The organism is Pseudomonas sp. LG1E9 (assembly GCF_003290225.1).
Taxonomy (GTDB): domain Bacteria; phylum Pseudomonadota; class Gammaproteobacteria; order Pseudomonadales; family Pseudomonadaceae; genus Aquipseudomonas; species Aquipseudomonas cyclaminis.
Window position 1 is genome coordinate 1720405 of the sequence record NZ_CP029983.1, and the last position, 26776, is coordinate 1747180.

Annotated in this window: 35 protein-coding genes; 19 read left to right on the forward strand and 16 right to left on the reverse strand. The window is 59.6% G+C overall.

From position 1 onward, the window contains the following. The 9 genes from rapZ to DNK50_RS08095 form a co-directional block, all read right to left on the reverse strand. Positions 1-858 carry an RNase adapter RapZ gene (rapZ, locus tag DNK50_RS08055; RefSeq protein WP_112193487.1) on the reverse strand — a complete coding sequence of 286 codons (858 nt, stop codon included), beginning with the start codon at positions 856-858 and terminating at the stop codon, positions 1-3. Positions 859-860: 2 nt separating this feature from the next. Continuing rightward, positions 861-1325, reverse strand: coding sequence for a PTS IIA-like nitrogen regulatory protein PtsN (ptsN, locus tag DNK50_RS08060; protein ID WP_027604813.1), 465 nt, complete (start codon positions 1323-1325; stop codon positions 861-863). Between the two features lie 12 nt (positions 1326-1337). Next, positions 1338-1643 carry a ribosome hibernation-promoting factor, HPF/YfiA family gene (hpf, locus tag DNK50_RS08065; protein ID WP_099587121.1) on the reverse strand — a complete coding sequence of 102 codons (306 nt, stop codon included), beginning with the start codon at positions 1641-1643 and terminating at the stop codon, positions 1338-1340. Positions 1644-1718: 75 nt separating this feature from the next. Then, the gene (locus DNK50_RS08070) at positions 1719-3212 is read right to left on the reverse strand and encodes an RNA polymerase factor sigma-54 (protein ID WP_099587122.1); all 1494 of its coding nucleotides are present in this window, start codon (positions 3210-3212) and stop codon (positions 1719-1721) included. A 197-nt stretch (positions 3213-3409) separates the two neighbouring features. Beyond that, the gene (gene lptB / locus DNK50_RS08075; protein WP_004372092.1) at positions 3410-4135 is read right to left on the reverse strand and encodes an LPS export ABC transporter ATP-binding protein; all 726 of its coding nucleotides are present in this window, start codon (positions 4133-4135) and stop codon (positions 3410-3412) included. Beyond that, positions 4135-4668, reverse strand: coding sequence for a lipopolysaccharide transport periplasmic protein LptA (gene lptA, locus DNK50_RS08080; protein WP_027604809.1), 534 nt, complete (start codon positions 4666-4668; stop codon positions 4135-4137). The genes lptB and lptA overlap by 1 nt, the downstream gene beginning before the upstream one ends. Then, positions 4655-5227: an LPS export ABC transporter periplasmic protein LptC gene (lptC, locus tag DNK50_RS08085; RefSeq protein WP_099587123.1), complete on the reverse strand. Its 573-nt coding sequence runs from the start codon at positions 5225-5227 to the stop codon at positions 4655-4657. Before lptC ends, lptA begins: the two co-directional genes overlap by 14 nt. Positions 5228-5235: 8 nt before the next feature. Then, the gene (locus tag DNK50_RS08090; RefSeq protein WP_058414321.1) at positions 5236-5760 is read right to left on the reverse strand and encodes an HAD family hydrolase; all 525 of its coding nucleotides are present in this window, start codon (positions 5758-5760) and stop codon (positions 5236-5238) included. Further along, a complete protein-coding gene (locus tag DNK50_RS08095; protein WP_099587124.1) occupies positions 5761-6735 on the reverse strand; it encodes a KpsF/GutQ family sugar-phosphate isomerase in 975 nt (324 codons plus the stop codon). A gap of 311 nt (positions 6736-7046) precedes the next feature. Here DNK50_RS08095 and DNK50_RS08100 point away from each other — a divergent pair, with 311 nt between their 5' ends. From DNK50_RS08100 to hisC, 10 genes are all read left to right on the forward strand, one after another. Further along, on the forward strand, positions 7047-7856 hold the full coding sequence (locus tag DNK50_RS08100) for an ATP-binding cassette domain-containing protein (RefSeq protein ID WP_003171811.1): 810 nt from the start codon (positions 7047-7049) through the stop codon (positions 7854-7856). Continuing rightward, a complete protein-coding gene (mlaE, locus tag DNK50_RS08105) occupies positions 7856-8653 on the forward strand; it encodes a lipid asymmetry maintenance ABC transporter permease subunit MlaE (protein ID WP_099587125.1) in 798 nt (265 codons plus the stop codon). The genes DNK50_RS08100 and mlaE overlap by 1 nt, the downstream gene beginning before the upstream one ends. Next, the gene (gene mlaD / locus DNK50_RS08110) at positions 8653-9120 is read left to right on the forward strand and encodes an outer membrane lipid asymmetry maintenance protein MlaD (protein ID WP_003171814.1); all 468 of its coding nucleotides are present in this window, start codon (positions 8653-8655) and stop codon (positions 9118-9120) included. The genes mlaE and mlaD overlap by 1 nt, the downstream gene beginning before the upstream one ends. 11 nt (positions 9121-9131) lie before the next feature. Further along, entirely contained in the window at positions 9132-9779 is a 648-nt protein-coding gene (locus DNK50_RS08115) for a phospholipid-binding protein MlaC (RefSeq protein ID WP_112193489.1), read from the forward strand. After that, entirely contained in the window at positions 9776-10081 is a 306-nt protein-coding gene (locus DNK50_RS08120; RefSeq protein ID WP_112193491.1) for a lipid asymmetry maintenance protein MlaB, read from the forward strand. Before DNK50_RS08115 ends, DNK50_RS08120 begins: the two co-directional genes overlap by 4 nt. A 114-nt stretch (positions 10082-10195) precedes the next feature. Continuing rightward, a complete protein-coding gene (locus tag DNK50_RS08125) occupies positions 10196-10435 on the forward strand; it encodes a BolA family protein (RefSeq protein WP_099587128.1) in 240 nt (79 codons plus the stop codon). A gap of 23 nt (positions 10436-10458) precedes the next feature. Continuing rightward, on the forward strand, positions 10459-11724 hold the full coding sequence (gene murA, locus DNK50_RS08130; RefSeq protein WP_099587129.1) for a UDP-N-acetylglucosamine 1-carboxyvinyltransferase: 1266 nt from the start codon (positions 10459-10461) through the stop codon (positions 11722-11724). A gap of 236 nt (positions 11725-11960) precedes the next feature. Then, positions 11961-12596 carry an ATP phosphoribosyltransferase gene (gene hisG, locus DNK50_RS08135; RefSeq protein WP_099587130.1) on the forward strand — a complete coding sequence of 212 codons (636 nt, stop codon included), beginning with the start codon at positions 11961-11963 and terminating at the stop codon, positions 12594-12596. Positions 12597-12724: 128 nt separating this feature from the next. After that, positions 12725-14047, forward strand: coding sequence for a histidinol dehydrogenase (hisD, locus tag DNK50_RS08140; RefSeq protein WP_112193493.1), 1323 nt, complete (start codon positions 12725-12727; stop codon positions 14045-14047). Between the two features lie 3 nt (positions 14048-14050). Further along, entirely contained in the window at positions 14051-15103 is a 1053-nt protein-coding gene (gene hisC / locus DNK50_RS08145; protein WP_112193495.1) for a histidinol-phosphate transaminase, read from the forward strand. A 68-nt stretch (positions 15104-15171) separates the two neighbouring features. Here hisC and DNK50_RS08150 read toward each other — a convergent pair whose 3' ends face one another. Next, positions 15172-16446: a uracil-xanthine permease family protein gene (locus DNK50_RS08150; RefSeq protein ID WP_112193497.1), complete on the reverse strand. Its 1275-nt coding sequence runs from the start codon at positions 16444-16446 to the stop codon at positions 15172-15174. Positions 16447-16448: 2 nt separating this feature from the next. Then, entirely contained in the window at positions 16449-17087 is a 639-nt protein-coding gene (upp, locus tag DNK50_RS08155; RefSeq protein ID WP_099587134.1) for a uracil phosphoribosyltransferase, read from the reverse strand. 164 nt (positions 17088-17251) lie between these two features. On the opposite strand from upp, the gene DNK50_RS08160 reads away from it, so the two are divergent. The 3 genes from DNK50_RS08160 to DNK50_RS08170 all read left to right on the forward strand — a co-directional run bounded on the left by DNK50_RS08160 (position 17252) and on the right by DNK50_RS08170 (position 18735). Continuing rightward, positions 17252-17809 carry a hypoxanthine-guanine phosphoribosyltransferase gene (locus DNK50_RS08160; RefSeq protein ID WP_032886291.1) on the forward strand — a complete coding sequence of 186 codons (558 nt, stop codon included), beginning with the start codon at positions 17252-17254 and terminating at the stop codon, positions 17807-17809. A 60-nt stretch (positions 17810-17869) separates the two neighbouring features. After that, on the forward strand, positions 17870-18355 hold the full coding sequence (locus DNK50_RS08165; RefSeq protein WP_112193499.1) for a hypothetical protein: 486 nt from the start codon (positions 17870-17872) through the stop codon (positions 18353-18355). Between the two features lie 92 nt (positions 18356-18447). After that, positions 18448-18735 carry a PA4642 family protein gene (locus DNK50_RS08170; RefSeq protein ID WP_099587136.1) on the forward strand — a complete coding sequence of 96 codons (288 nt, stop codon included), beginning with the start codon at positions 18448-18450 and terminating at the stop codon, positions 18733-18735. 58 nt (positions 18736-18793) lie between these two features. Here the strand turns inward: DNK50_RS08170 and mqo are convergent, their stop codons facing one another. Continuing rightward, the gene (gene mqo / locus DNK50_RS08175; protein ID WP_112193501.1) at positions 18794-20302 is read right to left on the reverse strand and encodes a malate dehydrogenase (quinone); all 1509 of its coding nucleotides are present in this window, start codon (positions 20300-20302) and stop codon (positions 18794-18796) included. 678 nt (positions 20303-20980) lie between these two features. Next, positions 20981-21214: a hypothetical protein gene (locus DNK50_RS08180; RefSeq protein WP_099587138.1), complete on the reverse strand. Its 234-nt coding sequence runs from the start codon at positions 21212-21214 to the stop codon at positions 20981-20983. Between the two features lie 194 nt (positions 21215-21408). Here DNK50_RS08180 and DNK50_RS08185 point away from each other — a divergent pair, with 194 nt between their 5' ends. Beyond that, positions 21409-21996, forward strand: a complete 588-nt coding sequence (locus DNK50_RS08185; protein ID WP_099587139.1) for a YajG family lipoprotein — start codon at positions 21409-21411, stop codon at positions 21994-21996. A 56-nt stretch (positions 21997-22052) separates the two neighbouring features. On the opposite strand, the gene DNK50_RS08190 is transcribed toward DNK50_RS08185, so the two are convergent. After that, entirely contained in the window at positions 22053-22262 is a 210-nt protein-coding gene (locus DNK50_RS08190) for a hypothetical protein (RefSeq protein ID WP_099587140.1), read from the reverse strand. A 184-nt stretch (positions 22263-22446) separates the two neighbouring features. Here DNK50_RS08190 and DNK50_RS08195 point away from each other — a divergent pair, with 184 nt between their 5' ends. Beyond that, a complete protein-coding gene (locus DNK50_RS08195; protein WP_099587141.1) occupies positions 22447-22704 on the forward strand; it encodes a hypothetical protein in 258 nt (85 codons plus the stop codon). A 33-nt stretch (positions 22705-22737) separates the two neighbouring features. Here the strand turns inward: DNK50_RS08195 and DNK50_RS08200 are convergent, their stop codons facing one another. Next, positions 22738-23901, reverse strand: coding sequence for a 1-acyl-sn-glycerol-3-phosphate acyltransferase (locus tag DNK50_RS08200; protein WP_177411508.1), 1164 nt, complete (start codon positions 23899-23901; stop codon positions 22738-22740). 133 nt (positions 23902-24034) lie between these two features. Here DNK50_RS08200 and DNK50_RS08205 point away from each other — a divergent pair, with 133 nt between their 5' ends. The 4 genes from DNK50_RS08205 (at position 24035) to DNK50_RS08220 (ending at position 26093) form a co-directional block, all read left to right on the forward strand. Then, a complete protein-coding gene (locus DNK50_RS08205; protein ID WP_099587143.1) occupies positions 24035-24217 on the forward strand; it encodes a CPXCG motif-containing cysteine-rich protein in 183 nt (60 codons plus the stop codon). 11 nt (positions 24218-24228) lie between these two features. Beyond that, entirely contained in the window at positions 24229-24489 is a 261-nt protein-coding gene (locus DNK50_RS08210; RefSeq protein WP_112193503.1) for a putative signal transducing protein, read from the forward strand. Between the two features lie 36 nt (positions 24490-24525). Further along, on the forward strand, positions 24526-25146 hold the full coding sequence (locus DNK50_RS08215) for an SOS response-associated peptidase (protein ID WP_112193505.1): 621 nt from the start codon (positions 24526-24528) through the stop codon (positions 25144-25146). Between the two features lie 128 nt (positions 25147-25274). Beyond that, the gene (locus tag DNK50_RS08220) at positions 25275-26093 is read left to right on the forward strand and encodes a M48 family metallopeptidase (protein WP_099587146.1); all 819 of its coding nucleotides are present in this window, start codon (positions 25275-25277) and stop codon (positions 26091-26093) included. A gap of 75 nt (positions 26094-26168) precedes the next feature. Here the strand turns inward: DNK50_RS08220 and DNK50_RS08225 are convergent, their stop codons facing one another. Further along, complete coding sequence (locus DNK50_RS08225) at positions 26169-26753, reverse strand: TMEM165/GDT1 family protein (RefSeq protein WP_099587147.1); 585 nt, start codon at positions 26751-26753, stop codon at positions 26169-26171. Between the last annotated feature and the right edge of the window lie 23 nt (positions 26754-26776).

A 26776-nucleotide genomic window follows, 5' to 3' on the forward strand; every position in this document is an offset into this window, starting at 1 on the left:
TCAGCTGAGGTCGCGGTGGCGAACCTGGACGTTCTTGAGGGTTTGTTGCAGTACCAGGCCCAGGCGCTCGGTCAGGTATACGGAGCGGTGGTGACCACCGGTGCAGCCAATGGCAATGGTGACATAGGCCCGGTTGCTGGCAGCAAAGCGCGGCAGCCATTTGAGCAGGTAACTGGAGATGTCCTGAAACATCTCCTCCACATCCGGCTGCGCGGCCAGGTACTCGGCTACGGGTAGATCCAGCCCTGACTGGTCACGCAATTCCGGTTTCCAATAAGGGTTGGGCAGGCAGCGCACGTCAAACACGAGGTCCGCATCCACTGGCATGCCGCGTTTGAACCCAAAGGACTCGACAAGAAACGCCGTGCCAGGCTCCGGCTGATTCAGCAGGCGCAGCTTGATGGCATCGCGCAGTTGATACAGGTTAAGGCTGGTGGTGTTGATCTTGAGGTCGGCGAGGTCAATGATCGGCCCCAACAACTTGGTTTCGTCCTCGATGGCTTCGGCCAGGGAGCGGTGGGGGCTGCTGAGCGGGTGGCGCCGGCGGGTTTCGGAGAAGCGCTTTAACAGCGTCTCTTCGTCGGCATCGAGGTACAGCACATCACAATGGATGTGCTTGGCGCGCACTTCTTCCAGCAATTCCGGGAATCGCGAGAGGTGGCTCGGCAGGTTGCGGGCGTCGATCGAAACGGCAACCAGGGGTTGCGCCAGCTCGGTGTGGATCAGAGCACGTTCCGCCAGCTCTGGCAGCAGGCCGGCAGGCAGGTTGTCGATGCAATAGAAGCCATTGTCCTCAAGAACGTTGAGGGCGGTGCTTTTACCCGAGCCGGAGCGGCCGCTGACGATGATCAAACGCATGGTTACTGCCCGTTTTGCTCATCCAGGACAACTTGGTACAGCGCCTCGTTGCTGCTGGCACTGCGCAGTTTGTCGCGTACTTCCTTGCGGTCAAGCATGCTGGCGATCTGCCGAAGCAGTTCCAGGTGCGCATCGGTGGCGGCCTGCGGGACCAGCAGAACAAACAGCAGGTCGACCGGGGCACCGTCGATGGCGTCGAAATCGATAGGGGCGTCCAGGTGCAGCAGGGCGCTGACAGGTGTTTCGCAGCCTTTGAGGCGACAGTGAGGAATGGCGATGCCGTTGCCAAAACCGGTCGAGCCGAGTTTTTCACGGGCAATCAGAGCCTCGAAGACATCTTGCATCTCCAGCTCAGGCACTTGGCTGCTGATCAGGTTGGCAATTTGTTCGAGGGCTTTCTTCTTGCTGCCGCCCGGCACGTTCACGAGGGAACGGCCGGGGGTCAGGATGGTTTCAAGTCGGATCATGGGTTGGGGGTGTTAGCGGCCAGTGCCATTAAGAAGGCTCTGCTGCTTTTCCTTATGCTTTTTAAGTTGGCGGTCAAGCTTGTCAGTCAAGGCATCAATTGATGCATACATGTCCTCATGCTCGGCATTGGCGACTACTTCGCCACCGGGAATCTGCAGGGTCGCCTCAACTTTCTGCTGAAGCTTGTCGACCTTCATGATGACTTGCACGTTGGTGATTTTGTCAAAATGCCCCTCCAGGCGTTTCAGCTTCAGCTCGACATACTCGCGCAGGGGAGGGGTGACTTCTACATGGTGTCCACTGATGTTGACTTGCATACAGCTTCTCCTTCGTTGCCAGTGCATAAAGCGACGGGTAGGAATACCCGTCACTGGAACGCTGTGGCCCGCCCGTCACATCAAACGCTTGCGCTCGCTGGAAGGCGCGATCCCAAGGGATTCGCGGTACTTGGCGACGGTTCGACGGGCGACCTGAATGCCTTGTGCCTCCAGTAAACCAGCGATCTTGCTGTCACTCAACGGCTTTTTCTGATTTTCCGCAGCAACCAGTTTTTTGATGATCGCGCGGATCGCCGTTGACGAGCATTCGCCGCCTTCGGAGGTGCTTACATGGCTGGAGAAAAAATATTTCAACTCATAAATACCCCGTGGGGTATGCATGAATTTTTGCGTGGTCACGCGTGAAATTGTCGATTCGTGCATGCCTACCGCCTCGGCGATGTCGTGCAGGACCAGAGGCTTCATTGCTTCGTCGCCGTATTCCAGGAAGCCGCGCTGATGCTCGACGATCTGGGTGGCCACTTTCATCAAGGTTTCGTTGCGGCTCTGCAGGCTCTTGATGAACCAGCGGGCTTCCTGCAGCTGGTTGCGCATGAAGGTGTTGTCGGCACTCGTGTCGGCCCGGCGTACAAAGCCGGCATATTGCGGGTTGACGCGCAGGCGCGGCACAGACTCCTGGTTCAGCTCAACCAGCCAGCGCTCGTTGTCTTTGCGCACGATTACATCGGGCACCACGTACTCGGCTTCGCTCGACTCGATCTGCGAGCCCGGACGCGGGTTCAGGCTCTGCACCAGCTCGATGACCTGGCGGAGGTCGTCTTCCTTGAGCTTCATGCGACGCATCAGTTGGCTGTAGTCGCGGCTGCCCAGCAGGTCGATGTAGTCGGTAACCAGGCGCTGGGCCTCAGCGAGCCATGGCGTCTTGGCTGGCAGCTGGCGCAGTTGCAACAGCAAGCATTCGCTCAGGGTACGGGCGCCGATGCCGGCCGGCTCGAACTGCTGGATGCGGTGCAGCACCGCTTCAATTTCGTCCAGCTCAATGTCCAGTTCCGGGTCGAAAGCCTCCAGAATTTCTTCGAGCGTCTCGTCCAGGTAACCCTGGTTGTTGATGCAGTCGATCAAGGTGACGGCGATCAGTCGATCGGTATCAGACATCGGTGCGAGGTTCAGTTGCCACAGCAGATGGCTCTGCAGGCTTTCACCGGCGGAGGTGCGGGTGGTGAAGTCCCACTCGTCATCGTCGTTGCTGGGCAGGCTGCTGGCGCTGGTCTGGTAGACGTCTTCCCAGGCGGTATCTACTGGAAGCTCGTTGGGGATGCGTTCGTTCCAATCGCCTTCCTCCAGGTTGTCCACCGTAGGGGCAGTTTCCTGGTAGGACGGTTCCTGCACGTCCGCGTTGGGTTTTTGCTCGATGTTGTCGGCCAACGGGTCTGCGTTATCGAAGTCGTCGCCTTCTTCCTGGCGTTCGAGCATCGGATTGGACTCCAGGGCCTCCTGGATTTCCTGTTGCAGGTCCAGGGTCGACAATTGGAGCAGGCGGATGGCCTGTTGCAGCTGCGGTGTCATCGTCAGCTGCTGGCCCATTCTCAGGACTAGCGATGGTTTCATGGCAGGGGCTTAACACCTTATTCGCCGGCGCAATGCGCCATCCACGACAGGGCGCGTGAGCGCCAAACATAAGCAAATTATATGCCTGATATCGAGGGCTTTGCCTAGAGCGCGGTAACAATAAAAAACCGGAGGTTCTTATTGACTCCCGCGCATCGGGCAAACGACCTGCCACCGCCTTGTTATTACAGGCGGGTTTACAGGCGAAACTCGTGACCCAGGTACACTTCCTTGACCAGTTCATTGGCCAGGATGGTAGCGGAGTCGCCCTCGGCGATCAGTTGTCCATCGTTGACGATATAAGCGGTTTCGCAGATATCGAGGGTCTCACGCACGTTGTGGTCGGTGATCAATACACCGATGCCCTTGGCCTTGAGGTGATGGATGATCTGCTTGATATCGCCAACCGAGATAGGGTCGACGCCGGCAAACGGTTCGTCCAGCAGGATGAACTTGGGGGCAGTGGCCAGGGCACGGGCGATTTCCACGCGACGCCGCTCACCACCGGACAGGCTCATGCCAAGGTTGTCGCGAATGTGGTTTATGTGGAATTCCTGCAGCAGGCTTTCCAGTTCCTGGCGGCGGCCGTCACGGTCCAGTTCCTTGCGGGTTTCAAGGATGGCCATGATGTTGTCGGCAACCGACAGTTTGCGGAAGATCGACGCTTCTTGCGGAAGATAACCGATACCGGCGCGGGCACGACCGTGCATTGGCTGGTGGCTGACATCCAGGTCGTCGATCAGTACGCGACCCTGATCCGCCTGGACCAGGCCGACGATCATGTAGAAGCATGTGGTCTTGCCTGCGCCGTTGGGGCCGAGCAAGCCGACGATCTGGCCGCTGTCGATCGACAGGCTGACGTCGCGCACGACCTGACGGCTTTTATAGGCCTTGGCCAGATGCTGGGCTTTCAGGGTTGCCATTACTCGGCCTTCTTCTTCGGCTGGATAACCATGTCGATACGCGGACGCGGTGCGGTCACCTTGCTGCCATTGGCGCGGCCGGCGTTGGCGATCTGTTTCACGGTGTCATAGGTGATCTTTTCACCTTCCGTGGAGTTGCCATCGGGGCTGAGCACCTTGGCCTGGTCGATCAGCACAATGCGATTCTGTTGCGCGTGATACTGGATGGTCTTGCCGTAGCCCTTCATCGGGCCGGTGTCGGTCGCGGACTGCTTCTGTTCGAAGTAAGCCAGGTTGCCAACCGAGGTCACGACGTCGATATCACCGGCTTGGGTGCGCGTCAGTGTCACGGTATTGCCGGTGATTTTCATCGACCCTTGGGTGATGATCACACCGCCGGTATAGGTGGCAACACCTTGCTTGTCATCGAGTTGCGCATCGTCAGCCGAGATGTGGATCGGTTGCTGGCTATCGTTCGGCAGAGCCCAGGCGCTCACGCTTCCCAGTGCTGCGCCCAAACCGAGCAAAATAGGGAGAGTTTTAACGAGCCTCATACTGTCCTCTTACGTTCGATAGCAGGTGTATCCTGCTTTCTTTCAAATACGCTTTCATTCCCTTGCCAGTCGATACACCGCCAGCGCCGTCGATTCTAACGTCTTGCTCGGTCTGCGCATATTGCTTCTGCGGGAATACGGTCATGCGACTGCTGGTAATCACCGTGTCGCGGTCTTTTGCGTCCGTGCGTGCAACGCGTACCGAGTCGATCAGCTCTACCTCGGTGCCGTCAGGGTTCACCTCGCCACGCTTGCTGGTGACATGCCACGGAAATTCGGTGCCGCGGTACAGGTTCAGGTCCGGGTTGGTCAGCAGGGTGACTTCGGTGGCCTTCAAGTGTTCGACTTTGTCCGAGGTCATTTCGTACTGCAACTTGCCATCGGGCAGGAACTGCACGCTATAGGCGTTGGTGGCGTAATAGTCGATAGCCCCTCCGTCGACCTGTGCAGCAGGCTGGTCGAGGAAGCGCCCCGGGCTGATATTCCAGTAGCCCACCGCGAGCAGCAGCGCGGCGATGACCCCGAATAGCAGGAAGTTGCGAATCTTTTTACTCAGCATAAAACGCTCTATAGGTAGGCGGCGTGTGCCGCTTCAAGGCTGCCCTGGGCTCGCAGGATCAGTTCGCAGAACTCGCGGGCCGCACCTTCGCCGCCACGGGCAGAGGTGATGCCATGGGCGTGCTCGCGAACAAACGCCGCCGCATTGGCGACGGCCATGCCCAGGCCCACTCGGCGAATGACCGGCAGGTCGGGCAGATCATCGCCCAAGTAGGCGACCTGCTCATAGCTTAGGTTGAGTTGGCCAAGAAGCTCGTCCAGAACCACCAGTTTATCCTCGCGGCCCTGATACAGGTGAGGAATCCCCAGATTTTGTGCTCGGCGTTCCACAACGGGGGTTTTCCGGCCGCTGATAATCGCGGTCTGCACGCCCGCAGCCATCAGCATTTTGATGCCCTGGCCGTCGAGGGTGTTGAATGTCTTGAATTCACTGCCATCTTCGAGGAAGTACAAGCGACCATCGGTCAGCACGCCGTCAACGTCGAAAATCGCCAGCTTGATGTTCTTGCCGCGTTGCAACAGGTCGCTGGTCATTTACATCACTCCCGCACGCAACAAGTCGTGCATGTTCAGGGCGCCGACCGGGTGGTCGTCGCTATCGACCACCACCAGGGCGCCGATCTTGTGGTCTTCCATGATCTTCAAGGCTTCGGCTGCCAGCATTTCAGGGCGGGCGGTCTTGCCGTGCGGGGTCATCACGGCGTCGATGGTCGCCGTGTGGATATCGATGGTGCGGTCCAGGGTGCGGCGCAAGTCACCGTCAGTGAATACCCCGGCCAGACGCCCGTCAGCTTCCAGGATCACGGTCATGCCCAAGCCCTTGCGGGTCATTTCCATCAGCGCGTCCTTCAGTAACGTGCCGCGTTGGACGTGGGGCAATTCATCGCCCGAGTGCATGACGTTTTCCACTTTCAGCAGCAGACGGCGGCCCAGTGCGCCACCAGGGTGGGAAAATGCGAAGTCTTCAGCGGTGAAGCCCCGGGCTTCAAGCAGCGCAACGGCCAGGGCGTCGCCCATGACCAGGGCTGCGGTGGTGGAGGAAGTCGGCGCCAGATTCAGCGGGCAGGCTTCGTGGGCCACATGAACATTCAGATTCACTTCGGCCGCCTTGGCCAGCGTCGACTCTGGATTGCCAGTGACGCTGATCATCTGGATGCCCAGACGCTTGATCAGCGGCAGCAGGGTCACGATTTCGTTGGTGGTGCCAGAGTTGGACAGTGCCAGGATGACGTCATCCTTGGTGATCATGCCCATGTCGCCGTGGCTCGCCTCGGCGGGATGCACAAAAAATGCGGTGGTCCCGGTGCTGGCCAGGGTGGCGGCGATCTTGTTGCCGACGTGGCCCGATTTGCCCATGCCGACCACGACAACGCGGCCTTTGCTGGCCAGAATCATCTCGCAGGCGCGTACGAAATCCGCGTCGATATGGGCCAGCAAGCCTTCTACGGCTTCGACTTCGAGGCGGATGGTGCGTTGTGCGGATTGAATAAGGTCGCTGGATTGGCTCATGTCTGAAATCGTATAGCCTGACGAAAAGTCGGCGATTATAGCGGTAATGATCAATTCCCTCACGCAAGTTCGTCGGGCTTTGTTCTTTGGGTTCCTGAGATCGATCCTCAGTAACACAGTCGGCAACGTTTTTTCCCTGTCCTGAAACTGAACTAGCGCCGTTCCGGCCTTGGGCGCGTTGTACCAGCAGTGATATAGTTCGCCGCCAGTTCGGTCCGCCCAGCCCATGAGGCTATCTATATGCGTCGCCGTTGCAAACGTTTGTCGCATGCGTGGTGTCTGAGTGAGAGGCTGCATCCCAAGGAGTTTAGATGAGTGCCGATAACGCCTACGCGGTCGAGCTGAAGGGACTGACCTTCAAGCGCGGGACGCGCAGCATCTTCAATAACGTCGATATTCGCATTCCCCGTGGCAAGGTCACGGGCATCATGGGGCCGTCCGGTTGCGGCAAGACCACCCTGTTGCGGCTGATGGGCATGCAATTGCGCCCCAGCGCCGGCGAAGTGTGGGTCAACGGCCAGAACCTGCCGACGCTGTCGCGCAGCGATCTGTTCGATGCGCGCAAACACATGGGCGTGCTGTTCCAGAGCGGTGCGCTGTTTACCGACCTCGATGTGTTCGAGAACGTGGCGTTCCCGCTGCGGGTGCACACCCAGCTGTCCGATGAAATGATTCGTGACATTGTGTTGCTGAAATTGCAGGCCGTGGGCTTGCGTGGTGCCATTGACCTGATGCCCGACGAACTGTCCGGTGGCATGAAGCGTCGTGTGGCCCTGGCGCGCGCCATTGCGCTCGATCCGCAGATTCTCATGTACGACGAGCCCTTCGTCGGTCAGGACCCGATCGCCATGGGCGTGCTGGTTCGCCTGATCCGTCTGCTCAACGACGCCCTGGGCATCACCAGTATCGTGGTGTCCCACGACCTCGCAGAAACCGCGAGCATTGCCGATTACCTCTATGTAGTCGGCGATGGCCAGGTGCTGGGGCAGGGTACGCCCGAAGAGCTGATGAACGCCGATAACCCGCGCATTCGCCAATTCATGACTGGCGATCCCGATGGCCCTGTGCCTTTTCACTTTCCGGCAGCGGATTACCGCTCAGATCTTCTGGGGAAGCGCTGATGCGCAAGACATCTCTTATCGAAAAGGTTCGCCTTTTCGGTCGCTCGGGCATCGACATCGTCGAGGTGCTGGGTCGTTCGACGATTTTCCTGTTTCACGCCTTGCTCGGCCGCGGTGGCATTGGTGGCGGCTTTGGCCTGTTGCTCAAGCAACTGCATTCGGTGGGCGTGATGTCCCTGGTGATCATCGTGGTCTCCGGGGTCTTCATCGGCATGGTGCTGGCATTGCAGGGCTTCAATATCCTGTCCAGCTACGGGTCGGAGCAGGCTGTGGGGCAGATGGTTGCCCTGACGCTGCTGCGTGAACTGGGGCCGGTGGTGACCGCGTTGCTGTTCGCCGGTCGTGCGGGCTCCGCGTTGACTGCCGAAATCGGCAACATGAAGTCCACCGAACAGCTGTCCAGCCTCGAAATGATCGGCGTGGACCCCCTCAAATACATTGTTGCCCCGCGCCTGTGGGCCGGCTTCATCTCCCTGCCACTGCTGGCGATGATCTTCAGCGTGGTTGGTATCTGGGGCGGTTCGTGGGTGGCGGTAGACTGGCTGGGTGTCTATGACGGCTCCTACTGGGCCAACATGCAAAACAGCGTGACCTTTAGCGGTGACGTGCTCAATGGCGTTATAAAGAGCATCGTCTTCGCCTTTGTAGTGACCTGGATCGCCGTATTCCAAGGCTATGACTGTGAGCCCACTTCAGAAGGGATCAGTCGCGCCACCACCAAGACCGTTGTGTACGCCTCGCTGGCAGTACTGGGCCTTGACTTCATTTTGACCGCCTTGATGTTTGGAGATTTCTGATGCAAAACCGCACTGTGGAAATCGGTGTCGGCCTTTTCTTGCTGGCTGGCATCCTGGCTTTACTGTTGCTGGCTCTTCGAGTCAGCGGCCTTTCGGCCAGCCCCACCGCCGATACTTATAAACTTTACGCATACTTCGACAATATCGCCGGTTTGACTGTCAGAGCTAAAGTGACCATGGCCGGTGTAACCATCGGCAAGGTCACGGCAATCGATCTGGACCGCGACAGCTTCACCGGGCGAGTGACCATGCAGTTGGACAAGAAGGTAGATAATCTGCCGACCGACTCCACTGCATCTATCCTCACTGCGGGGCTGCTGGGCGAGAAGTACATCGGTGTCAGCGTGGGCGGGGAAACAGCCCTGCTCAAGGATGGTTCGACCATCCACGACACGCAGTCGTCGCTGGTGCTTGAGGACCTGATCGGAAAATTTTTGCTCAATACGGTCAATAAAGACGCCAAATGAGGAATCTGTTCATGATCTCTACCTTGCGACGTGGCCTGCTGGTACTGCTTGCAGCACTGCCCTTGATGGCCAGCGCGGCAGGTTCTGCGCACGAACTGGTGCAGGACACCACCAGCAAGATGCTGGCTGACCTGACGGCCAATAAAGAACAGTACAAGCAGGATCCGAGCAAGTTTTACGACGCGCTCAATACCATTGTGGGCCCCGTCGTGGACGCCGAGGGTATTTCGCGCAGCATCATGACCGTCAAGTACTCGCGCAAGGCAACACCTGCGCAGATGCAGACGTTCCAGGAAAACTTCAAGAAAGGCCTGTTCCAGTTCTACGGCAACGCCCTGCTGGAATACAACAACCAGGGTATTACCGTCGCTCCAGCCGGTGACGAATCCGGTGATCGCACCAGCGTCAACATGAGCGTCAAGGGCAACAACGGCGCCGTTTACCCGGTGCAGTACACCCTGGAGAAGATCAACGGCGAGTGGAAACTGCGTAACGTGATCATCAACGGTATCAACATTGGCAAGCTGTTCCGTGATCAGTTCGCCGACGCGATGCAGCGCAATGGCAACGACTTGGACAAGACCATCAATGGTTGGGCCGGTGAAGTTGCCAAGGCCAAGGAAGAAACCGACAAAGCTGCCGGGAAGCCTGCGCAATGACCGAGTCGGCTATTCGTCTCGGCGACGCTGGCGAGTTGTTCCTCAGCGGTGTGCTGGATCACCGCACCGGGCCTGACCTGCGCAAGCAGGGTCAGGCGCTGATCAAGACCAGCACGGCTTCTGCGCTGGTGCTCGATTGCTCGGCGGTGACCAAGTCCAGCAGTGTCGGTTTGTCGTTGCTGTTGTGCTTCATGCGTGACGCCGAAGCGGCGAAAAAGCAGGTCAGCATCCGGGCTTTGCCCGAAGACATGCGTGAAATTGCCGAAGTTTCGGGTCTGACCGAGCTGCTGGCGCATCCTTAATACACATTATCATTGAGGCCCCCCGTCAGAGTCCTGCTATGCGGGGTTCGCAGGCGCGGGGCTTTTTTGTATGATGTGCGACCCGTGCGCACTGGGCGCCGATAGAGGTTGATCATGCAGGCCCTAGAAGTTAAAAGCTTTCTCGAAGGAAAGCTGCCCGATACGAGCGTAGAAGTTGAGGGCGAAGGCTGCAATTTCCAGCTGAACGTGATTAGCGATGAACTGGCGGCATTGAGCCCAGTCAAGCGTCAGCAGCAGATCTATGCCCATTTGAACCCGTGGATCACCGATGGCAGCATCCATGCGGTCACTATGAAATTTTTCAGCCGCGCGGCCTGGGCCGAGCGCACCTGAGCCCCCAAGGCGTCGAGATTCTTATGGATAAATTGATTATTACCGGCGGTGCCCGCCTTGATGGCGAGATTCGCATTTCCGGTGCGAAAAACTCTGCCTTGCCGATCCTGGCAGCGACCCTGCTGTGCGATGGCCCGGTCACCGTGGCCAACCTGCCGCACCTGCACGACATCACCACCATGATCGAGCTGTTCGGTCGCATGGGCATTGAGCCGGTGATCGACGAGAAATTGTCCGTCGAAATCGACCCGCGCACCATCAAGACCCTGATCGCCCCGTACGAACTGGTGAAAACCATGCGTGCGTCGATTCTGGTACTCGGCCCTATGGTTGCTCGTTTCGGCGAAGCCGAAGTCGCCCTGCCTGGCGGTTGCGCCATCGGCTCGCGTCCAGTGGACCTGCACATCCGTGGCCTGGAAGCCATGGGCGCAGTCATTGACGTTGAAGGCGGCTACATCAAGGCCAAGGCACCGGAAGGCGGCCTGCGTGGCGCTAACTTCTTCTTTGATACCGTCAGCGTGACCGGTACCGAGAACATCATGATGGCCGCTGCCCTGGCCAAAGGCCGCAGCGTCCTGCAAAACGCCGCGCGCGAGCCTGAAGTAGTCGACCTGGCCAACTTCCTGAACGCCATGGGCGCCAAGGTAGCCGGTGCTGGTACCGACACCATCACCATTGATGGTGTAGAGCGTCTGCACACCGCCACCTATAAGGTCATGCCTGACCGCATCGAGACCGGTACCTACCTGGTTGCTGCCGCCGTTACCGGTGGTCGCGTCAAGGTCAAGGACACCGATCCGACCATCCTGGAAGCGGTCCTGGAAAAACTGCGCGAAGCTGGCGCTGAAATCACCACCGGCGAAGACTGGATCGAGCTGAACATGCACGGCAAGCGGCCAAAAGCCGTTAACGTGCGGACCGCTCCGTACCCGGCGTTCCCGACCGACATGCAAGCGCAGTTCATCTCGCTGAACGCGATTGCCGAAGGCACCGGTGCCGTGATCGAGACCATCTTCGAAAACCGCTTCATGCACGTGTACGAACTGCACCGCATGGGCGCGAAGATCCAGGTAGAAGGCAACACCGCCATCGTGACGGGCACCGAGAAGCTCAAGGGCGCGCCAGTCATGGCCACCGACCTGCGTGCATCGGCCAGCCTGGTGATCTCGGCGTTGATCGCTGAAGGTGACACCCTGATCGACCGCATCTACCACATCGACCGTGGTTACGAGTGCATCGAAGAAAAACTGCAGATGCTCGGCGCTAAAATCCGCCGCGTACCGGGCTAGTTGCTGTTTGTAGTGAGCGGGCTTGTCGAATCGTCGCACCGCCCGCGCTGGAGTGCGAAGCGCTCCCAAGATTTTTAGGGCCGCTTCGCAGCCCAGCGCGGGGCAAGCCCGCTCACTACAAATTAAAGAAGCAGTATGCTGAATTTGTTTCAAATCGAGGCTGTCATGGCCTCGATCTGCGTCTGGCGCCGTTTGCGACCGGACAGCAATAGCCTGATGAAGGACTGACGTTTCCCATGTTGACCATCGCACTGTCCAAGGGCCGCATCCTTGACGACACTTTGCCGCTTCTGGCTGAAGCGGGCATCGTGCCGACCGAGAATCCGGACAAGAGCCGCAAGCTGATCATCCCCACGACCCAGGAAGACGTTCGCCTGCTGATCGTGCGGGCTACCGACGTGCCGACCTATGTTGAGCATGGCGCGGCCGACCTCGGTGTCGCCGGTAAAGACGTGCTGATGGAATACGGTGGCCAGGGCCTGTACGAGCCGCTGGACCTGCGCATTGCCCTGTGCAAGCTGATGACCGCGGGCCGTGTCGGTGATGTCGAGCCCAAGGGCCGCCTGCGCGTGGCCACCAAGTTCGTCAATGTCGCCAAGCGTTACTACGCCGAGCAAGGCCGTCAGGTCGACATCATCAAGCTCTACGGCTCGATGGAGCTCGCGCCCCTGATCGGCCTGGCCGACAAGATCATAGACGTGGTCGACACCGGCAACACCCTGCGTGCCAACGGTCTCGAACCACAGGACTTCATCGCCGACATCAGCTCTCGCCTGATCGTCAACAAAGCGTCGATGAAGATGCAGCACGCTCGTATCCAGGCGTTGATCGACACCCTGCGCACCGCAGTGGAGTCTCGACACCGCGGTTGACCTACCCGCGTAGCTGAAGAGCTACGCCCGTCTATCCGCCTCATAGCCAGAATTCTCAGGTGCCCAAGCGGAAACGACTGCTAGTTTAGGGCGCCTGAGTTTTTGCCAATTCTATTGAGGCCCTCGCTATGACCACGTCCACCGCAATTGCCCGACTCAACGCTGCCGACCCGGATTTCGCCCATCATCTGGATCATCTGCTGAGCTGGGAAAGCGTGTCCGACGACTCGGTCAATCAGCGAGTACTCGACATCATCAAGGCCGTGCGCGAGCGCGGTGACACGGCGCTGGTGGATTTCACCCGCCAGTTCGACGGCCTGGACGTTGCTTCCATGTCCGACCTGATTCTGCCCCGCGAACGCCTGGAGCTGGCCCTGACGCGCATCACCGCGCCTCAGCGCGAAGCCCTGGAAGTCGCGGCGGCGCGTGTGCGCAGCTACCACGAAAAGCAGAAACAGGACTCCTGGAGCTACACCGAGGCCGACGGCACTGTGTTGGGCCAGAAGGTCACGCCGCTGGACCGTGCGGGGCTGTACGTCCCCGGTGGCAAGGCGTCGTATCCGTCATCGGTGTTGATGAACGCAATTCCAGCCAAGGTGGCCGGCGTGACCGAAGTGGTGATGGTCGTGCCAACCCCTCGCGGTGAAATCAACGAGCTGGTGCTGGCTGCGGCCTGCATCGCCGGTGTCGACCGCGTGTTCACCATCGGTGGCGCCCAAGCCGTCGCGGCCCTGGCCTATGGCACTGAAAGCGTGCCGAAGGTCGATAAAGTAGTCGGCCCCGGCAACATCTACGTGGCCACCGCCAAGCGCCATGTCTTTGGCCAGGTCGGCATCGACATGATTGCCGGCCCTTCGGAAATCCTCGTGGTGTGCGACGGCCAGACCGACCCGGACTGGATCGCCATGGACCTGTTTTCCCAGGCCGAGCACGACGAGGACGCCCAGGCGATTCTGGTCAGCCCGGATGCCGAGTTCCTCGACAAGGTGGCCGCCAGCATCGACAAGCTGCTGCCGACCATGGACCGCGCCGAGATCATCGAGAAATCGATCAATGGCCGTGGCGCGTTGATCCTGGTGCGCGACATGGAGCAGGCTATCGAAGTGGCCAACCGTATCGCACCAGAGCACCTGGAACTGTCCGTGGCCGATCCACAGGCCTGGCTGCCGTCGATTCGCCACGCCGGTGCGATCTTCATGGGGCGCCACACCAGCGAAGCCCTGGGTGACTACTGCGCCGGCCCGAACCACGTGCTGCCGACCTCCGGCACTGCGCGTTTCTCCTCGCCGCTGGGGGTGTATGACTTCCAGAAGCGTTCGTCGATTATCTTCTGCTCGCCTCAAGGGGCTTCCGAACTGGGTAAGACCGCGTCGGTGCTTGCTCGTGGTGAGTCGTTGAGCGCACACGCCCGTAGTGCCGAATACCGAATCCTCGAAGAGAAGGGTAACTAAGTCATGAGCAAATTCTGGAGCCCCTTCGTCAAGGACCTCGTGCCTTACGTACCCGGCGAACAGCCAAAGCTGACCAAGCTGGTCAAGCTCAACACCAATGAAAACCCCTACGGCCCGTCGCCCAAGGCGCTGGCCGCGATGCAGGCCGAGTTGAACGACAACCTGCGCCTGTACCCGGACCCCAACAGCGACCTGCTCAAGCAGGCCGTGGCCAAGTACTACGGGGTCGACGCTGGCAAGGTGTTTCTCGGCAACGGCTCGGATGAAGTGCTCGCGCACATCTTCCACGGCCTGTTCCAGCACGACCTGCCGCTGCTGTTCCCGGACATCAGCTACAGCTTCTACCCGGTATACTGCGGCCTCTACGGCATCCAGTCCGACCCGGTGCCACTGGATGAGCAGTTCCAGATTCGTGTAGCGGACTACGCCAAGCCTAACGGCGGGATCATCTTCCCCAACCCCAACGCGCCGACTGGCTGCGTGCTGGCGCTGGACGCGGTGGAGCAGCTCCTCAAGGCCAGCCCGGATTCGGTGGTCGTGGTCGATGAAGCCTATATCGACTTCGGTGGCGAAACCGCCATCAGCCTGGTGGATCGCTACCCGAACCTGCTGGTGACCCAGACCCTGTCCAAATCGCGCTCGCTGGCCGGTTTGCGCGTGGGCCTGGCCGTGGGCCACCCGGACCTGATCGAGGCGTTGGAGCGGGTCAAGAACAGCTTCAACTCCTATCCGCTGGACCGCCTGGCGATTGTCGGTGCGGCGGCGGCGTTTGAGGATCGTGAGTACTTCGAGAGGACGTGCCGGTTGGTCATCGACAGTCGTGAGCAGATGGTTGCGCAACTGGAAGGTAAAGGCTTTGAAATGTTGCCGTCAGCGGCCAACTTTATCTTTGCTCGTCACCCCAAGCACGATGCTGCCGGCCTGGCGGCCAAATTGCGTGAGCAAGGGGTGATCGTGCGGCACTTCAAGCAGGAGCGGATTGCCCAGTTCCTGCGGATCAGCATTGGTACGCCGGAGCAGAACCAGGCGCTGATCGATGGCTTGGGTGAGCTCTAAGCCACACTGAAGATGTAAAAATGTGGGAGGGAGCAAGCTTCCTCCCACATTTGGTTTTGCGTTGGCAGTTAAAGCAGCGGTTCGTCAGGCTTCTTGTTCTTCCAGCCATCATTGCCCGGCAGCAGCAGGTTCAAAGCAATCGCTACGACCGCACACAAGGCGATGCCCTTCAGGCCGAAGTCGTTCGGACCTGTACCGGTTCCCACCAATACCCCGCCAATCCCGAACACCAGGGTCACCGACACAATCACCAGATTGCGCGCCTCGCCCAGGTCGATCTTGTGGCGGATCAGTGTGTTCATCCCTACCGCAGCAATCGAGCCGAACAGCAGGCACAAGATTCCGCCCATTACCGGGATGGGAATGCTCTGCAGCAATGCACCGAACTTGCCGATGAATGCCAGGCTGATGGCAAACACTGCCGCCCAGGTCATGATTTTCGGGTTGTAGTTCTTGGTCAGCATTACCGCGCCAGTCACTTCGGCGTAGGTGGTGTTCGGCGGGCCGCCAAACAGGCCGGCTGCCGTGGTGGCGATACCGTCACCGAGCAGCGTGCGATGCAGGCCGGGCTTTTTCAGGTAGTCGCGACCGGTCACGCTGCCGACTGCAATCACGCCACCGATGTGTTCGATCGCCGGGGCCAGTGCCACCGGGACGATGAACAGGATCGCCTGCCAGTTGAATTCCGGCGCGGTGAAGTGGGGCAGGGCGAACCAGGGCGCGGCGGCAATCTTGGCCGTGTCGACCACGCCAAAGTAGAACGCCATGGCAAATCCCACCAACACACCGGAGATGATCGGCACCAGGCGGAAAATACCTTTGCCGAACACCGCCACGATCAACGTGGTGAGCAGCGCCGGCATCGAGATCAGCATGGCCGTCTTGTAGGGGATCAGTTCGGCGCCGTCGCCACCTTTACCCATCGCCATGTTAGCGGCGATCGGTGCCATGGCCAGGCCAATGGAGATGATCACCGGGCCGATGACCACGGGCGGCAGCAGGCGGTCAATGAAACCGGTGCCCTTGATCTTCACCGCAGCGCCGAGAAACGTGTAGACGAAACCGGCGGCCATCACCCCGCCCATCGTCGCGGCAAGGCCGAACTGATCCTTGGCGAGAATGATTGGCGTGATAAACGCAAAGCTCGATGCCAAAAACACCGGCACCTGCCGCCCCGTCACCACCTGGAACAACAGCGTGCCCAGGCCTGCGGTGAACAGTGCGACGTTTGGATCAAGGCCTGTGATCAGCGGCATCAACACCAGCGCGCCAAATGCTACGAAGAGCATTTGTGCGCCAGACAGGATCTGGCGCCAAAGCGGGTCGTTGAATTCATCCTGCATGCTCACGCGTCCTTCTGCTTGGTGCCGAAGATCTTGTCACCGGCGTCGCCCAGGCCTGGGATGATGTAGCCGTGTTCATTCAGGCGCTCATCGATGGACGCGGTGTAGATCTGCACGTCCGGGTGCGCTTTCTCGACAGCGGCGATGCCTTCGGGCGCGGCGACCAGCACCATGGCGCGGATGTCCCGGCAACCGGCTTTTTTCAGCAGGTCAATAGTGGCAACCATGGAGCTTCCGGTGGCGAGCATCGGATCGATGATCATGGCCAGGCGTTCGTTGATTTCCGGAACGAGTTTTTCCAGGTAGGTGTGAGCCTGCAAGGTTTCTTCGTTGCGGGCCACGCCCACGGCGCTGACCTTGGCGCCCGGAATCAGGCTGAGGACGCCTTCGAGCATGCCGATACCGGCGCGCAGGATCGGCACCACGGTGATTTTCTTACCGGCGATTTTTTCTACCTGTACGGGACCGGCCCAACCGGGGATCTCGTAGGTTTCCAGCGGCAGGTCCTTGGTGGCTTCGTAAGTGAGCAACGCTCCGACTTCCTGAGCAAGCTCACGGAAGTTCTTCGTGCTAATGTCGGCGCGGCGCATAAGGCCGAGCTTGTGCTGGATCAGCGGGTGGCGGATCTCGCGAGTGGGCATGGGAAAGGCTCCGGCGGCGGGCAAAAAAACCGGCCTAGATTAATCTATCCGAGGGTGTTGTCCTATAGACATCTAGTACGTTAGTCCATTAAGGCTTGCTCGGAGCGCATGAGAAGCGTACCTTCGCCCGCTTTTCTTGCCACAGCACCCCTTTGGAGAGCGCCATGTCCGCTGATCTTGAGCATATCCGTCAAATCATGCGTGAGGCTGATTGCCTGTACACCGAAGCGCAAGTCGAAGCTGCGATCGCCAAGGTCGGCGCCCACATCACCCGCGAAATGGCCGACACCAATCCGGTGGTCTTCTGCGTGATGAACGGCGGCCTGATTTTCGCCGGCAAATTGCTCACCCACCTGCAATTCCCGCTGGAAGCGTCCTACCTGCACGCGACCCGCTATCGCAACGAAACCACCGGCGGCGACCTGTTCTGGAAAGCCAAGCCGGAAGTCTCGTTCATTGACCGCGACGTGCTGATCATCGACGACATCCTCGACGAAGGTCACACCCTGGGCGCGATCATCGACTTCTGCAAACACGCCGGCGCGCGCAAAGTGCACACCGCCGTGCTGATCGACAAAGACCACGACCGCAAGGCCCGTCCGGACCTGAAAGCCGATTACGTCGGTCTGCCATGCATTGACCGCTACATCTTCGGTTACGGCATGGACTATAAAGGCTACTGGCGCAACGCCAATGGGATCTACGCCGTCAAAGGCATGTGACCCAGGCCCGGCGCAGGGTTGTCATGCTATCGTGCGTGGCCCCCGCGCCTGGAGCTGTACATGAGCCTGTTGATTCGCACGTGCGCCGTCCTGGCGCTGACCCTGAGTTTGCCCCTGGCCGCCGCTCCGGCGCCGATGCATGCTCAATTCCTGCCGCCGGATGACCTGACGCTGCGCACTGAAACCCCTGACCAGCAGCAGTTGCTGCAAGTCACCGAGTACGCGGTGGTGGTGGGCAACCAGCGCCAATCCAACCAGCAACCGATCCCGGTGACGTCGCCGTTGATGATCCGCCTCAAGGGCAAGTCCCTGAACAAAGGCGCGATAATCAGCCAGGTGGTGCTCAATTTCGATGCCGAAAGCAAAAGCCTGAAAAAGCCGGTGTTTGATGACAAGAGCAAGACGCTGACGCTGTCGTATCCGGTGGCCCAATACCGGGTGATCGTCGATTTGCTGCGCAATGACACGGTGTATGTGCAGTTCCTCAGTTATGCCAACGGGCATATCTGGGCGGACCTGCACACCGGTGCAGTCCGCACCAAATAATCAAAACACCTTGGATCTCCACTGCTTTCGGAGCTTGCGTCACACAGGTAGACTTCAAATCCCGTGTAAATGTCTGCAGGCTGGAGTCGGTAATGCGTAAAGATAAGAAACAGGTGATTGGTGACGAGATCGGCGACGATCAGATCAAGTTGTTCCTGGACTTCGAGCCGGTTGACGCGACTTCACCGTCCCTGCACAAACTGATCAAGGCCTACCGTGGCCTGCGCATCGACGATTTCGAGCGGTTCCTGGGCTTTTTCAAGGAAGCCGGGCTGGACCTGGATGGCAAGGATGAGCATGGCCAGACGTTTGTTGATCTGATCAAGGACCAGCGCAATGCGCCTGAGTACATAGAGCTGATCGAAAACGCCCGCGGCTGATTTTCCCCAGCCATAAAAAAACGCCCCGGGGGGGCGTTTTTTTTATGGCAGCAATGCCTCAAGCGTAGCTTTCGGCCTCGTTGCTTTGTTCCACCAGCTCCAGGCTGATGTTGTTCTGCGTGTTGATCTTGCGATACAGCTCGGCGTCGGTCTCCAGGACTTTCTCCCGTGCCGGGAAGATCTCGTGCAGCTTGGCTGCCCACTCACCCGCAGCCTTGGCCGGGAAGCAACGTTCAATCAGCTCCAGCATGATCGAAACGGTCACCGAAGCGCCCGGAGAAGCGCCCAGCAGCGCTGCCAGGGAGCCGTCCTTGGCCGCGACCAGCTCGGTGCCGAATTGCAGCACGCCGCCTTTTTTCGGGTCTTTCTTGATGATCTGTACCCGTTGGCCGGCCACTTCCAGGCGCCAGTCTTCGGCTTTCGCCTCAGGGTAGAAGCGACGCAGGGATTCCAGGCGCTGCTCCATGGATTGGCGCACTTCGCTGACCAGGTACTTGGTCAGGTCCATGTTGTCGCGGGCCACGGCCAGCATCGGGCCGATGTTGCCGGCACGAATCGACATCGGCAGGTCAAGGAACGAGCCGTGCTTGAGGAACTTAGTGGTAAAGCCGGCGTAGGGCCCGAACAGCAGGGATTTCTTGCCATCCACCACGCGGGTGTCGAGGTGCGGCACCGACATCGGTGGCGAACCGACGGCGGCCTGGCTGTAGACCTTGGCCTGGTGGTGCTTGACCACTTCCGGGTTGTCACAACGCAGCCACTGGCCACTGACCGGGAAGCCGCCAAAACCTTTGCTTTCTTCGATGCCCGAGGCTTGCAGCAACGGCAGGGCCGCACCACCGGCACCGAGGAACACGAACTTGGCGTCCACTTCACGGCTGGTGCCGCTGTTGACGTCCTTGATGCTCACGGTCCAGCCGGCGCCGTTGCGCTTGAGACCGGTGACGCGCTTGCTGTACTTGACCTGGGCATCCGGGGAGCTGGTCAGGTGGCCGAGCAATTGGTTGGTCAGGGCGCCGAAGTTGACGTCGGTGCCGTTCATGACGCGAGTGGCGGCGATTTTTTCGTCAAGCGGGCGGCCTGGCATCATCAGCGGCATCCACTCAGCCATTTCGCCGCGGTCTTCGGTGTAGTGCATGTCCGAAAACGCATGGTGCTGGCTGAGGGATTCAAAGCGCTTCTTGAGGAAAGACACGCCTTTGTCGCCCTGCACGAAGCTCAGGTGCGGCACCGGGCTGATAAAGGACTTGGACGAGCCAAAGGTGCCTTTTTTGGTCAGGTACGCCCAGAACTGCTTCGACACCTCGAACTGGGTGTTGATGTGCACGGCTTTCTTGATGTCGATGGAGCCATCGGCGGCCTGGGGCGTGTAGTTCAGCTCACACAGCCCGGCGTGGCCGGTACCGGCGTTGTTCCACGGGTTGGAACTCTCCGCGGCACCCGAATCCATCAGCTCAACGACTTCCAGCTTGAGGCCGGGGTCGAGCTCTTTGAGCAATACGGCCAGGGTGGCACTCATGATGCCGGCCCCTACCAGTACTACGTCGACTGCTTCGTTATGCGCCATTTAACGCGTCTCCAAAATCTGCAGCACCAAATTGACGGCATGGCTGCCAGGAGTGACGGGGCGGTTCACGTGTTGCCCCAGGTTACCCATGGCCAGGATCGCCATGTCCGTTTCGCAATTCTTTGCAACGTCAGCGCACGCTTCCTGCCTGCCTCATTCGCCTATGAACGCATTCATGGGCGCCTGTGGCAATTCGACTTATGGTCAAAGCGTGCAATTCGTGCAATCAATCCGTAGCGGACAGGCTCAAGCTCCGGTGATTGAGGAATACTCGGTCCTGTGTGATTGGGCTGTTCCAGACGCTGATGGTGCTTGTACAAACGCCAAACTATTCATTTGCTCGCCACACTCTTGTGAAGTTGTGAAAACCCGTTTTTTCACGCTCTTTTGAAGACGTGAACCTCAAAAAAGGGCTGCCGCGGGCTGGCACAGTGGCCGGGCGCAATGGCAGCTCTGGCAGATTCGGTAGAGGCGGGTGGTTTGCAAAGGAAACAGCAAGCGCGCCAGCTTCACTCGATCTGTGTGGGCGGCTCTCTGTGGGCGATTCTTGGGGGGTTAATACCGAGGCATTAACGTGCTGCGAGGCCCGATCAGGAGACGTCCTTATAATCGGGGGGAGATTGTAGCGAAGAACGTCAGGGAAATGGGCGTGTTTTATGACTTTTATTAGGTATTCGGTCAGGCGGCCAACGGCTGGTGACGTGGCGACCGCACAGGACGTGGGCTTACACGGGCACGGGCGGGGAGCGGGTGATGCATCCAGCTCAGGCGGATTTCATCGATTTCCACCCAACCGTCGCCCACAGGCGCCTGGCTGCATTCCTTGAACGCCTGGCAACGGCCTTGTGCATCGAGCCGGGCGAACTGACGAAGGGCCGGCTTGCGGGTAAACAGTGACCAGAGAAATTGCATGGCGAGAGCCCTCCTGAGATTGAGGCTAAGCATGCCGTGTGGGGATGACGAGTCGATGTAACGGCTATGACATATCAATGACAGCGAACCGCTGCCGAGGCGACGAGTCATAGGTTGTAACTGACGCTAGTTCCCTGCGGGGGCGCCCCGCTATACTGCCGGCCTGTCGGTACCTGATTTCTGGAGAGAAGCGCATGTTGCAACGCCTGTTGTTCGGTTTGATCACTGTGACCAGTTTGACCTTGGTTGGCTGCGCCAACAGCCCGCAACAACTGAGCCCACAACCGAAGCTCACCACGCAGTTGGCCCCGGTAGGTCACGGTCAGCCGGTGTCGGTGCGTGTCGTGGATGGTCGTCCTTCGCCTACGTTGGGCTCTCGCGGTGGCCTGTACCCGGAGACCGCGCTTATCTCGGTGACTGGCCAGGACGTGCTGCCCAAGTTGCAGGCCCAGGCCGAAGCGGCCGTGCGCCTGCTGGGCTTCACGCCGAGCGCCAACGCACCAGGCGCTCCTCAGCTGACCATCACCTTGGCGGAACTGAAGTATCAGTCGCCTAAAGAAGGCCTGTACGTGACTGAAGCTGCCATCGGCGCAACGTTCAAGTCCGACGTCACCGCCGGTACCCGTCGCTACAGCGGCCGCTACGGCGCATCGTTGAACCAGCGCTTCGGCATGTCGCCGAACCAGGAAACCAACACCAAGCTGGTCAGCGATGTCCTGAGTGACGCCTTGACCCGCCTGTTCAAGGACCCAAGCATCGGTTCCTTGCTCAGCGCGCAGTAACTGTCCAGATTAAGACCGGGCTCAGTGATGAGCCCGGTTTTTTTTCGTCTTCAGTTTCACGCGGCAGTGTCGATACAGAAGTCCAGCATGCTCACCCCGGTCAACAGATCGGCCTCCGGCAAGTCCGCATGCTGGTGCCCGCCAAGGGCGCAATACACCAGCCAATGGCGGTCCTGCACGTTGAACGCAAGGCCGCCGACCAGCGCCTCTTGCTCATCGCTTTGGGCAATCAGATACAGCCGATCCTGGTTGTGCGCGTGCAGCATGACAAGCTCCCGAACGTTCGAAGGGCAACAGAGTGGCTTGTTAAGGTGACGTTCAGGTGACGCTGTAAATTACTGGATACATTAACCGTCCATGGGGGATGGAGTGTTTTAGGCGCTGGAGGCCACTGTCCGTTTATGTAGGTATCTGCACGGATACCCAGACACTGTTTTCCTGAGGTTTGTGATGGCGCTGCCCGCACTATTGATCAATGCTGTGGCTTTATTGGTAGCCTGCCCCGGTGCGGCGCTTCTGTTCATTACCCGCCTGCGCGAACAACGCGCCATGGCCGAGTTGACCGCACAAAGCGAAGACCGGGCCATCGATCAGCCCATGCTGTTCCTGGATGTGCGCACCGAACGGGCGCATCGGGTGGCTTACCGGATCGGCTTCGCCTGTCTGGGGCTGGGGCTGGCCATATCCTGGCTCAGCACCCGAATCTAAAAAACCGCCCCTTCCCACATTTTTGATCGGTGTTCAGAGAGGGATTCCGGCCTTCACCCGATACTGATTGCGCACCGGCGTCGCATATTGCACCACCAGAAATGGCCGGTGTTCCTCCGGGCATTCATTCAGGCGCCGCTCCCACTCGGCCTTCGCCTTGGCCAGTTCATCCGCCGGGAACACCTCGGCCGCCTTTGGCACCTGTAATTGCGGGTCGGCGTCGCTCCATTGGGCATACGCCAGGTAGTGCACTGGGAACAGCCGATAACCGCCGAGAATCTGTCGATCCATTTCCACGGCCAGCACTTTGGTGTCTTCGAAGCGCTCGGTAATCGGCGGCGCGAAGTTGATGTGTACGCGGCCTTTGTAGCCGGTAATGCCCAGCGCAATGCTCACGTCATCTTCACCCTGCGCCTTGACGTAGGTGCCGGTGGTGGCGCGGATATACAGCTCGCGGGCCTTGGCCGTATCGCACGGGTCGTACTCGTAGCTGATGGACACCGGGGTCAGGTTCAGCGACTGGATCACCTCGGCAAACGGTTCGTCCTTGCGGCTGACGTGGAACATCTTGAGGATCGCCGACTCGGTGCGGTCATCCCCATCCTTGGCACGACCTTCGGCCTGGGCGATCCAGATCGACTGGCAGTCGTTGCGGATCGAATGGTTGATGTAGGCCGACAGCAAGTTGAACGCGGCCATCTTCTCCTTTCGCCCGGTGATCGAGCGGTGCACGATGAAGCTCTTGTTCAGGCGCATCAGGTCGCTGACAAACGGCTTTTGCAGCAGGTTGTCGCCGATGGCGATACGCGGCGTCGGCAGGCCGGCGTGGTACACGGCGTAGTTGACGAAGGCCGGGTCCATCACGATGTCGCGGTGGTTGGCCAGAAACAGGTAGGCACTGCCCGACTTGAGTTGCTCGACGCCGCTATAGGTCACGCCGTCGGTCGCCCGGTCAATGGTATGGTCGACGTAATACTCGACTTTGTCCTGCAGCGTCGCCACGGTGGTGACACCAGCGAACTCACGGCGTAGTTTGCGGGCGATCATCGGCTTGAGCAGCCAGCCCAGGGCGCCGGCAAAGCGCGGGAAGCGGAAGTGGGTCAGGATGTCCAGAAAGGCCTTGTCACTGAACAGCCGGTCCAGCACTGCCGGGACTTCGCTGTCGTTGTAAGGTCGGATGGTATCGAATTCGCCCATCATGCTCTCTTGTTAGAAACGGCTAGGGTAAGTAAAGGAAATACCAGGGCGCGGTACGGGTAATTGGCCCGGCCGGACAATAGCCCTGTAAATAGACCGGCGATTATACGCACAAGTCACTTGGGAGACTGCGATGCTGGAAACTGCGACCTACGATTGTCCTTATTGTGGTGAAGAGGTCGAGACGACGGTGGACTTGTCCGGCGGTGATCAGGTTTACATAGAAGACTGTCAGGTGTGTTGCAGGCCGATCACGTGCAACCTGCAGGTGCATGGTGATGAGTGGATGCTCGAAACCCGCAGCGAAAACGAATAACAGGCAAACCTATGCAGCGAATCTACGAACCGGAAAACCTGATGGAAGGCGAGTTGCTGCAACAAATGCTCGCCAGCGAGGGCATCGAGGCGCACTTGGTGGGGCGGCATTTGCTCGGCGGCACCGGCGAGCTGCCGATTTTCGGCCTGCTGGGGCTGGAGGTGGACAACGACCGGGCCGTGGATGCCCGCGAGCTGATCACCACCTACATCGGTGCACAGCCCGTGCCCGGCGATGAACCCGACAGCTTCCCTGACGTGCTGGTCTGTTAGGCTGTCGGCCGGTTTACCCAAGAGTCGTGTTGCCCCATGTGTGGACGTTATGCCCTGTTTCGCTGGAATCCTGCCTTTGCGGCCTTGCCGGGGTTTCCCGTCGACCAGCAGGCCCAGTGGAACATCTCCCCGAATGATTCGGTGCTCATCCAGCGCCTGAACGACGGCCAGCGCACCCTGGCCCGCGCCCGTTGGGGCCTTACGCCGCCCTGGCTGACTGACCTTTCCCGCACACCGGCCCACGCCCGCGCCGAAACCCTGGCCGAGCAGCCGATGTTCCGCGAAGCCTTCCGCCAGCGTCGCTGCCTGCTGCCGGCCAACGGCTTTTATGAATGGCGCGGTACCCAGCGCAAACGCCCCTATTGGCTGACGCCGGGGGAGGGCTCCACGTTGTTTTTTGCGGCGATCTGGGAGGCCTATCCGGTGCAGGAGCAAGTGTGGCTGAGCACTGCTGCGGTGACGCAGGCCGCCCAGAGCCAGCGCCGGCCGTTGATCCTGGACGCGGCTGGGCAGGCCGCCTGGCTTGATCCCGAAACGCCGTTGCATGTGCTGCAAAGCTTGCTGGCCAGTGAGCCCGTCGCGCTGCGCGAGCGTGTCCTGGCCAACATGGTCAACGATCCCAAGCTCAACGGGCCGGAGTGCCTGACGCCGGCCTGAACCTGAAGGCCGCTGTGGGATGTATCTGAAAATCAGCGGTTAAGCGTCTGTTGTATCTGGCGCCGATACAAATGAGCGCCTACGATACGCGCGATGTTTTATGGGTGTTTTTCAGGGAGCGAGTGTTGATGAAAAAAACAGTGGCGGTAAGCGTATTGGCGGCGGCAATGTTGCTGGCAGGGTGTCAGTCGGTCAATACCACCAGCGGTGGCGCCGTTGGGGTTGAGCGCAAGCAGTACATGTTCAGCATGCTGTCGAGTCAGGAAGTCGACCAGATGTATGCCCAGTCCTACCAGCAGACCTTGGGTGAAGCCAGTACCAAAGGCCAGTTGGACAAGACCAGTGCCAACGCCAAGCGTGTGCAGGCTATCGCCAAGCGTTTGATCGCCCAGGCGCCCACCTTCCGCCCTGACGCAGCGCAGTGGAAGTGGGAAGTGAATTTGATCAAGAGCGATGAGATGAACGCCAACTGCGGGCCAGGCGGCAAGATCTTTGTGTACAGCGCATTGATCGACAATCTCAAGTTGACGGATGACGAGTTGGCAGCGGTGATGGGCCATGAGATCGCCCATGCCTTGCGCGAGCACGGCCGTGAGGCAATGTCCAAGGCGTATGGTATCGAGATCGCCAAGCAGGGCGCCGGTGCGTTGTTCGGCTTGGGCCAGGACAGCCTGGCACTGGCCGACACCGTGGCCAACTACGGCATGACTTTGCCGAACAGCCGCAGCAATGAAAACGAGGCAGACCTGATTGGCCTGGAGCTGTCAGCCCGCGCCGGCTACAACCCGAACGCTGCCATCACGCTGTGGAACAAGATGGCCAAGGCTTCGGAAGGTTCGCCGCCGGAATTCATGAGCACTCACCCCGCGTCCGACAGCCGGATTGCCTCGTTGCAGGCGGCGATTCCGAAGGTGATGCCGCTCTACCAGCAGGCCAAGAAGTCCTAAGGCTTGATGAGGATCTAAATGTGAGAGGGGGCTTGTCCCCCTCCCATATTTGATTGGGTTTGCAGGCTTGGATCCTTAGATCCAGCCACTGCTTTGCATGGCCTTGTACACCGCGACAATCGCCAACACAAAGAACGCCGTCGCCGCCAGTCGACGAATCATCGTCAGTGGCAGTTTCTCCGCCGCAAAATTCCCCGCCAGAACCACCGGCACGTTGGCAATCAACATGCCCAGGGTGGTGCCGATAATCACCAGCCACAGCTCCGGGTACTGCGCGGCGAGCATCACCGTGGCGATCTGGGTCTTGTCACCGATTTCCGCCAGGAAAAACGCAATCAGCGTGGTCAGGAATGGCCCGAACTTGCGTGTGGTGCTGGCTTCGTCGTCATCGAGTTTGTCCGGCACCAGGGTCCATAGGGCGGTGGCGCAGAAGCTCGCCGCGAGGATCCAGTGCAACACCGCGTCGGAGAAGAAACTGCCAAACCAGGCACCCACGGCACCGGCGGCCGCATGGTTGGCCAGGGTCGCGGCGACGATGCCAGCGATGATGGGCCAGGGCTTGCGAAAGCGAGCAGCGAGAATGAGCGCGAGCAGTTGCGTCTTGTCGCCGATTTCGGCCAAGGCAACGATTGCGGTAGGAACGAGTAATGAATCCAGCATCAGGTAAGTTTCCAGGGGCGGGT